The organism is Emticicia sp., from assembly GCF_049241225.1.
GTDB lineage: Bacteria > Bacteroidota > Bacteroidia > Cytophagales > Spirosomataceae > Emticicia.
Genome location: NZ_JBMLRC010000202.1, coordinates 10,627 through 18,237, shown reverse-complemented (window position 1 = coordinate 18,237; position 7,611 = coordinate 10,627). Strand labels below are relative to the sequence as shown.

Annotated in this window: 9 protein-coding genes; all 9 read right to left on the bottom strand. The window is 35.3% G+C overall.

Translation table 11 applies throughout. The annotated features are described in order from the left end of the window. On the bottom strand, positions 1-1,816 hold a 1,816-nt coding region (locus ACOVO2_RS11235), incomplete at its 3' end, for a tetratricopeptide repeat protein (protein ID WP_421770061.1). Continuing rightward, entirely contained in the window at positions 1,813-2,868 is a 1,056-nt protein-coding gene (locus tag ACOVO2_RS11230) for a hypothetical protein (protein ID WP_421770060.1), read from the bottom strand. The genes ACOVO2_RS11235 and ACOVO2_RS11230, both read right to left, overlap by 4 nt. Before the next feature lie 134 nt (positions 2,869-3,002). Continuing rightward, positions 3,003-3,620, bottom strand: a complete 618-nt coding sequence (locus ACOVO2_RS11225; protein WP_421770059.1) for a hypothetical protein — start codon at positions 3,618-3,620, stop codon at positions 3,003-3,005. Beyond that, positions 3,607-4,116 carry an RNA polymerase sigma factor gene (locus tag ACOVO2_RS11220; RefSeq protein WP_421770058.1) on the bottom strand — a complete coding sequence of 170 codons (510 nt, stop codon included), beginning with the start codon at positions 4,114-4,116 and terminating at the stop codon, positions 3,607-3,609. The genes ACOVO2_RS11225 and ACOVO2_RS11220 overlap by 14 nt, the downstream gene beginning before the upstream one ends. Positions 4,117-4,250: 134 nt before the next feature. Next, on the bottom strand, positions 4,251-4,598 hold the full coding sequence (locus ACOVO2_RS11215) for an arsenate reductase (protein WP_421770057.1): 348 nt from the start codon (positions 4,596-4,598) through the stop codon (positions 4,251-4,253). Beyond that, a complete protein-coding gene (locus ACOVO2_RS11210) occupies positions 4,591-5,073 on the bottom strand; it encodes a DinB family protein (RefSeq protein WP_421770056.1) in 483 nt (160 codons plus the stop codon). Before ACOVO2_RS11210 ends, ACOVO2_RS11215 begins: the two co-directional genes overlap by 8 nt. 87 nt (positions 5,074-5,160) lie before the next feature. Next, positions 5,161-5,709 carry a DUF4136 domain-containing protein gene (locus ACOVO2_RS11205; protein ID WP_421770055.1) on the bottom strand — a complete coding sequence of 183 codons (549 nt, stop codon included), beginning with the start codon at positions 5,707-5,709 and terminating at the stop codon, positions 5,161-5,163. Positions 5,710-5,788: 79 nt separating this feature from the next. Next, complete coding sequence (locus ACOVO2_RS11200; RefSeq protein WP_421770054.1) at positions 5,789-6,346, bottom strand: DUF4136 domain-containing protein; 558 nt, start codon at positions 6,344-6,346, stop codon at positions 5,789-5,791. Between the two features lie 239 nt (positions 6,347-6,585). Then, a partial coding sequence (gene aroB, locus ACOVO2_RS11195) for a 3-dehydroquinate synthase (RefSeq protein WP_421770053.1) occupies positions 6,586-7,611 on the bottom strand: 1,026 nt, incomplete at its 5' end.

The window sequence follows — 7,611 nt, the reverse complement described above, 5'->3', positions numbered from 1 at the left end:
GTTCGGCTGAGAGAGCTTGTGCATTATATTTTTTGCCTTGTGGCGAATTGGCTAAGAGGTTTCTGAAATTTCCTATTTTATGCAAAAAATTACTGTCAAGCATTACTTTTTTAACTTGATAAGCAGATTTATCTATAACAAAAAAATATAATTTCTGGGGTGTTAAATGATAAGAAATAATAGAAGTTGATTGGTCTATTGAGTTTTGAATTTGCTTAATTGTAGGTATATCCTGGTTATATTTCTCTTTTGCATAGAGAGGAAAATCAATATTTAGTTTTTTCTGAAACGCTTCGAGGGCAATATCTTTATCTGCAATCAAGCTTACAATACTATCTTTTTGCTTTGCATTAGTCACATTTGATATCGACCTAATCAATGCTGTGCGTTCTTTATCAAGATTATCTTCTTTTTTGCGTATAGAATCGGGCAGAAATTTCACCCTATTTTCAGCGTTCAAAAGAGCATCAAGTAAGATACTTGATTTTGTTCTTTCTTGCAGCTCAAAGCATTTTTGGCTATCAATATCCCACAATGCCTCTATACCTAAATCAAACGTTGACTTTACCTGACTTGCCAAAAATAATTTAGAAGATTCGCCCTCGTATCCGACTCTTATTTTGGTGGCAAGTGCCGATTGTAAACTAAAGATTTCAGATGCTAAGGTAAGGTATCTTTTGTCTTTTGTTTGTTTAAAAATTAAGACAGCTACTTTTGCCTTTTGGGTAAGAGCATCGTGCAACAATCTATCAACAATTCCACGGTTGAATGATGGATTCTTGAAAACATTATCTTCTTTAAAATCAAAATGAATAGCTTGAATAGCCTTTTGGGCATAGTCTATTGCTTTTTTTAGTTCATTTTGCAAAACTGCATTTTGACTCAATCTTACATAAGCAGTATTTTGCATCCAAGGTGTACGCCCAAGGTATGCTTTTTCACAAATTTCTATGCAGTGCTTATAGTTCTTTTCTGCATTATCATAATTTCCTTCTAAGATACAAACAATACCTTCTCTCAAAGCCAAATCATAAGCTAATTTATTATCAATGATTTTATGCTTTTTATAGTGATTTTTAGCTTTTTGGAGGTATTCACGCATTTCAAAAACCTTAGCTTCCGAAGTTGTTGCAGCGACATTTAAGATAAAATAAGCTTTGTCAATATCGTTTAATGCTTGGTTATACCCCAAAAGAAAATACTTTTTAGCAACTTCGTTGTTGTTTTGTATTTGATAATGCATACCCATTCCATTGTAGGCCTGATATTTTTCTGATACTGGAAGTTTTTCTATAATCTTAGAGGCTTTCTTAAAATACGGTTCACTTAATGCAAAATTTCCTTTTACGTCTTCGATGTATCCTCTAATTCTGAAATAATAATAAGCATTAGCTATATTTCCGATTCGAGGATTCTTCAGCAGTAATTTATCATTGAGTTCAGCGAAATATTCTGCCGAATCGGGTCTTGAAAAAAGTACATAATTATGATACAATAAAGAATAATGCTTAAAAAGTGCGGTGTCTTGAATTTTTGACTTTTTCCCAATAACAAAAGCCATCGAGTGCCTTAGCTCTTCAATGGCTTTTGTTCGTTCTTGTATTTCGGTATATGCCCATGCCTTTTTCCAACTATAATGCAAGTAATTTTCATACTGCTTCACCGAGCTATAATATTGATTAACAGACGAATACAATTCGGTAGCGGCAATATACTTACCGTTTTCGTATTTCTTATCAGCTTTTCTTATAAGCTCTCTTATATCTTGGGCAACGACTAAAAAGGGCAAAAGAATTATTAAAACTGCAATTTTCATGGATATGGGATTGATTTAGGGTCTCCTCCACCATCAAATTCTTCATCTAAACTCTCTTGTACAATATCTGGAACTATACTAAAATTAGTTCGCAAAACCATTGGATGATAACACCCAGCAGGAGCTAATGGACTAAAATAGTTGCCATTATAATCCATTTTTACTAAATGGTAGTGAAAAACAAATAATATAGGGCAACCTTTATATTTGAAATAAACGGAGTCATGAAGCAATTCATTATTTTGGTTTCTGGGAGTATGATTTGATAGCCCAAGTAAAAGATTACCATATTTTGGATTACCAATTTTTCCTCTTGTATTATATGCTGGTAGCTCAAAGCTATCAATTATATTTGATGCTAACTGATTACTTGGTTTATTGGTTGGTTGATGAATAGGATAAGCATCTGGTTGACACTCAAAACAATCAGTTTGTAGAAACTGAATGGTCTGTTGGCTCATGGCAGGCAATCCATTAAACTCATTTCGATTTACTGATTCAAAAATTTCGCAAGAAGCAGTAAAGTGCCAAATATCCTTATTATATCCAAAATCCTTACTGAATTCAACGATTGGGTAGGTAATTTTAAGAAACTTCTTTCCTGCAAACAATCCCTGCCTTACAGTTGTCGTGCCTTTATCAATTACTCTATTTCTGATTTTTGTGGGTGTAATCTCACTCTCCAGATACACATACATATTTCTTTCTAACTCGGTGGGTGTAATATTATTATTGATAACAGCTTCTAATTGAGCAATTGTAGCATCGGGTACAGGGAGTACCGAACTATAAAATACATAAACCACTATTTGTTGCGGAGTCTGACTAAAATAAGCGTTTGGCGTCTTAGTTTTTTTATCAATATAGAATAGTAAATCTTTGGTAGTACCAATATTGAATATGAGAGGTTCGGTAAATTCAATAAACCCGTGTGGATTTATTGGCGATATTACATCGTTTCTCGTTCCTACCCTACATTTCCCAGAAGTTGGCTTTGGAGCAGTAGGTGGTATAAATTTTGGTGAGCGTGGAGGTGCAATTGATTCTTTCATTTTATTCTAAGTTTAACAGTTTTTTTAGTCACATACGCCACAAGATAAAAAGTGTAACCATTACTCACAAAAAAAAGTGGTAGAAATATACTCGAAAGCATATTTCTACCACTCCTTTATAACTTTAGAAAGTATCAACCTTCATTTTCAAGTTCATTTCTTAAACCTTTTAGTCTATCTATATGCTTACCATACATATATTGGGTGTACCATCGCTGAATAAAATATCCAACTACGGTTGAGCCAATCATCATCGCAATCAAGATTTTTATATCAAAGATATAATTAGGGGTTTGACCTTTTTTTATAAGTTGGTAAAGTAAATAATATGCTAAACCAACCAAAGGCCACAAAAGCATATAAACCTTGAAATACATTTCCTTAAATTGTTCTAAATGATTGATGGAATCAGTAAGTTTTTCTCTTAAACTCTGCTTATCTGAAACGTAATTGTAAATTTTCTTGAGGTCTTTCCACAAAACTATCATAAGCATCATTGCAAGCATTGTAAAAGTAAGTGAAAAAATATAGTATTCGGTTGTTTTATAATAAAGCCCAGCCAGTAAAATGATTGGTAAGGTGATGCCAGAAACAATGAATTCGAGTTTTACACTCAGTTGTAGTTTTGAGAATACACTGTTCGATTTTTTTGATAAACTTTCCATAATTTGTTCTTTATTAAATTGTGTATAATTGTTATTGATTTCGTGAACTTCCTTCCAAAGTTCTTTCATTTTATTAAGCTCTTTCATAATTCTTGGTGGTTAATATATCTTTAATTTTCTCTTGTATTCTATGTAGCTTAACCCGCACATTATTTTGCGTAATACCCATTATTTCGGCAATTTGTTCGTTCGGATATTCTTCTAAATAAAGCATAATTACTGCCTTTTCTATCTCTGAAAGTTGCTTAATGGCAGCATACAAAAAAGCAGATTTTGCTTCATAAGACTCATCGTAATCATCAGCAGAAATATTAAGAATTGGCTCTGATACCGCTTCAAATTTAGGTTTCTTATAGCTTTTCCTTAATTGAGTGATGGCGGTATTTAGAGCAATTTGGTACATCCAAGAGCTTACCTTAGCATTTCCGCTAAACGTAGGCAATGCCTTCCAAAGTTGAAGGATAATCTCTTGATATAAATCTTTCTTATCATTATTATCTTGGCAATACATTGCACAAACTTTGTGAATGATGCCTTGATTGGTTTCAATAAGATTGATAAATTCTTTTTCAGCAAAGTTCATTTAAGTGCTTTTTGAAAAATAAGTCGTCAGAAGTTTATTAGAATTACACGAATTTGAAAATATTTTTTGCTATAAACTAAAAAAGACCTGAAAGATAGCCTTCCAAGTCTTTTTCTATACAATAGAAATCACCCTCACCCAAACACCGCCTCATATTCCTCGGGTTTGAAACCCATCGCCAAAATCTTGTCTGATTCTACAATTGGGCGTTTGATGACCGATGTTTTTTCGAGCATCAAAGCTATCGCCGAAGCGTTATCGGTGATTTTTGCTTTTTCTTCGTCAGTTAGTTTTTTGAATGTCGTACCTGCACGATTCACGAGTTTATCGTGCGGCACTTGCGTGAGCCATTCTTCGAGTTTGGCTTCGCTAATACCGAGCTTCTTGTAATCATGAAACTCGTAGGCTACGTTGTGGTCTTTGAGCCACGTAATAGCTTTTTTTACTGTATCACAGTTCGGGATTCCGTAAACTTTAAGCATTTCTAAGTCGGTTTGCGAGGTTTTTAAGAATTTTCATTTCGCCCAAATGTTCGGTTTCGTGGTTATAAAAAAACCAAAGTAAATCTTCATTCGTACGAGGGTTTGGGCCGATTTTTATAATCGATTCTTGTTGTAAATATTCATCCGAAGCTGTCGCAATTAGTGCATTTATTTGTTCGCCACGCTTCACAAAATGCTCAAGAATAAACGCTAAAGCAGGGTACGCTTCGTTCGGTTGTAAGACCGAATCTTTGCCGAATAGTTCTCTTTCGTTTTCGTAAACTTCCAATTTAGCCGTTGGATTTAAGATTTTGATAAGCGTATTTCGTACAGTTGTGATATGCCCCAAATTCCATAGAAAATTATTTACGGCATCATACGGGCGAAAAAGTACTTCTTCTTGCGAAAGTCCCTCAGCAAATTTCAATATCTTTTGAGTATTCAACGACAGTCCTTTTTGTAATTCTGTTAGCATAATAGGTGTTGTTTAGCGTTAGTTTAAAATAAAAAGAGTCGAATATCGTAGATTGATATTCGACTCTTAAAGCCAAACAGCATTTTATTAAATATTGTTCCCTTTACCTTTTTGGGCTTTTTCGTCGGTCACTAAGAGCGGATATTGGTCAAAAATATTTCTGACAATGCTCTTGAAATAATTTTGCTTAGACGATGCCTTATTAAAAATCCCGGTAGCATAGCCACGCCATACAATCTCACCGGTTTCAGCCTCAAGGATCGAGATCATCAATGTTCCACTACCCAAAGCATATTTGACTGGTTGATATTTATAGTTATCGTTTTCGGTAGAAACCCAATTGACCAACGATGGCTGGTCATAACCTTGGTACTTCAGACGGTCGTTGTAGATCGTAAAATTCACTAAAACATTCGGTTTTTGGGCATTAAATTCATACCCTCTCGCTCGCATTTGGTACTGTATGGCCTGCTGCACATCTTCACAAATAACGGTCGTATCACGCACACAATCAACGAAGGCATAAGTTTGGTATTGCTTGAAATGAGTTGAATATCGATAATCGTTATCGACAAACACTCGCATACAACTACTCAAAAGCCCAATTATTGAGAGAAAAACTAAAGTTTTTTTCATTTTCTTTGTGTTTCTAAATATTCAGTTGGCAGAAATGTGTTAACTACTTGTATTGAGAATGCGGACTAAAAACTACCAATTATAACTCCTCTATCTTACGTGGTTTTTCGCCTGCCGCAAAGAGCGGGTACTGGTCGAAGATATTTCTGACCACACTACGGTAGTAATTGATTGGTTTATTGACTTGCTTGTTGAACACACCCGAGGCATATCCACGCCAAATCAGACGGCTACTTTCAGCATCGAGCAACGACACCAAAATCATTCCGCCACCAAAATGGAAATTTTGAGTTTTGTATGTATCATCGCCATCGAAGTGATTGACCCAACGGTCGAGCGAAGGTTGGAAGTAACCCTTGTAGTCAACTCGGTCACGAATGATGCTATAGCTCACCAATAAACCTGGGTCTTCGGCTGCTACTTTATAGCCACGAGCTTTCATCTGGCGACGAATGGCATCTTGGATTTCAGAACAAACAAACGACGTATCAATCTCACAATTCAAGAAATTGTAAGTTTTGTACTTAGTGAAGTCGGTTTCGTAGCTATAGTCGTTATCGACCATAAGCTTAATGGAATTACAGCTTGATAATGCTAAAACAATGAGTGCAGAAGACAATAAATAGATTTTTTTCATAAGGCTTACAAATTGAACTAATTTAAAATACAAAATGATATTGATTCGTGGCTATGCCAAGAAAAGACTTATTATCAACTATTTATAAATATCTCAACGGAAAGCAGCTAACCATTGCAGTATATTCAAAACTAATCAATCGTTTCTAAAAAATCAAGTTTTTGTTGCTTTATCTCAAATCTTGCTACATCTGCCTTTGGTCGCAACTGTTCAATTATCTGTCTGCACCCTTGCAGAGTTTAGCCTTTGTAATATTCTAAGGCTCTCTTCATTTCGTTTTTGCTCACTACAATATCATAAAGGCAACTTCCTGCGGCATTTATCAACGAAAAACGTACTTCTTTACCTTTATTTTTCTTGTCTTGAAGCGTCAGCCCAATGATTGTATCAAAATCGGCGGCATCAATATCTACTTTTCCGTAAATCGAAAAGATGAATTCTTCTACTTGTTCGAGCGTTCGTTCGTCAATCAAACCTCGTTCATAAGCTATATACGACTCGCAGACCATTCCGGTTGCAATTGCTTCGCCATGAAACAATCTTTTTTTTCCTTGAGGCAGAAAAAACGTCTCAATTGCGTGTCCGAGCGTATGCCCGAAGTTTAAAATTTTGCGTAATCCTTTCTCAGTTGGGTCTTGTTCGACCACTTTTTTCTTGATTTCAACCGAATGAGCAATCAAATCGGGTAAATCTTGGTCGGCTAAATCTTTTCTTCTGATTTCTTGCCATTTTTCTCCGTCTTGAATCAAACAATGTTTCAAGATTTCAGCAAAACCCGAGCGTTTTTCTCTTTCCGAGAGTGTCTCTAAGAAAATAGGTTCAATCAACACTGCATTAGGTAAAGTAAATACGCCCAAATGATTCTTAAAACCTTGAAAATCAATGCCTAGCTTCCCTCCTACACTGGCATCTACTTGCGAAAGTAGGGTGGTTGGAATCTGAATAAAATCAATGCCTCGCTTATAAGTTGCGGCACAAAAACCACCCATATCGCCGATTACTCCTCCGCCCAAATTAATCATCAAAGCATGACGGTCGAGCTGTGCATCGGTCATGGCCGACCAAATCTGCTCGCAAGTTTGAAGGTTTTTGTTTTCTTCGCCATGTTTTACGGTAATAAGCGTATGCTTCGGCAAAGAATCTTTGATAACTGGATAACAAAAACGCTTGGTATTTGTATCGGTCAAGACAATGATTTTAGAATAACTTTTTGTTTCGAGAAAAGTTTTTAAACTTTCGGAAATTGGAGAAATAATAACTGACAT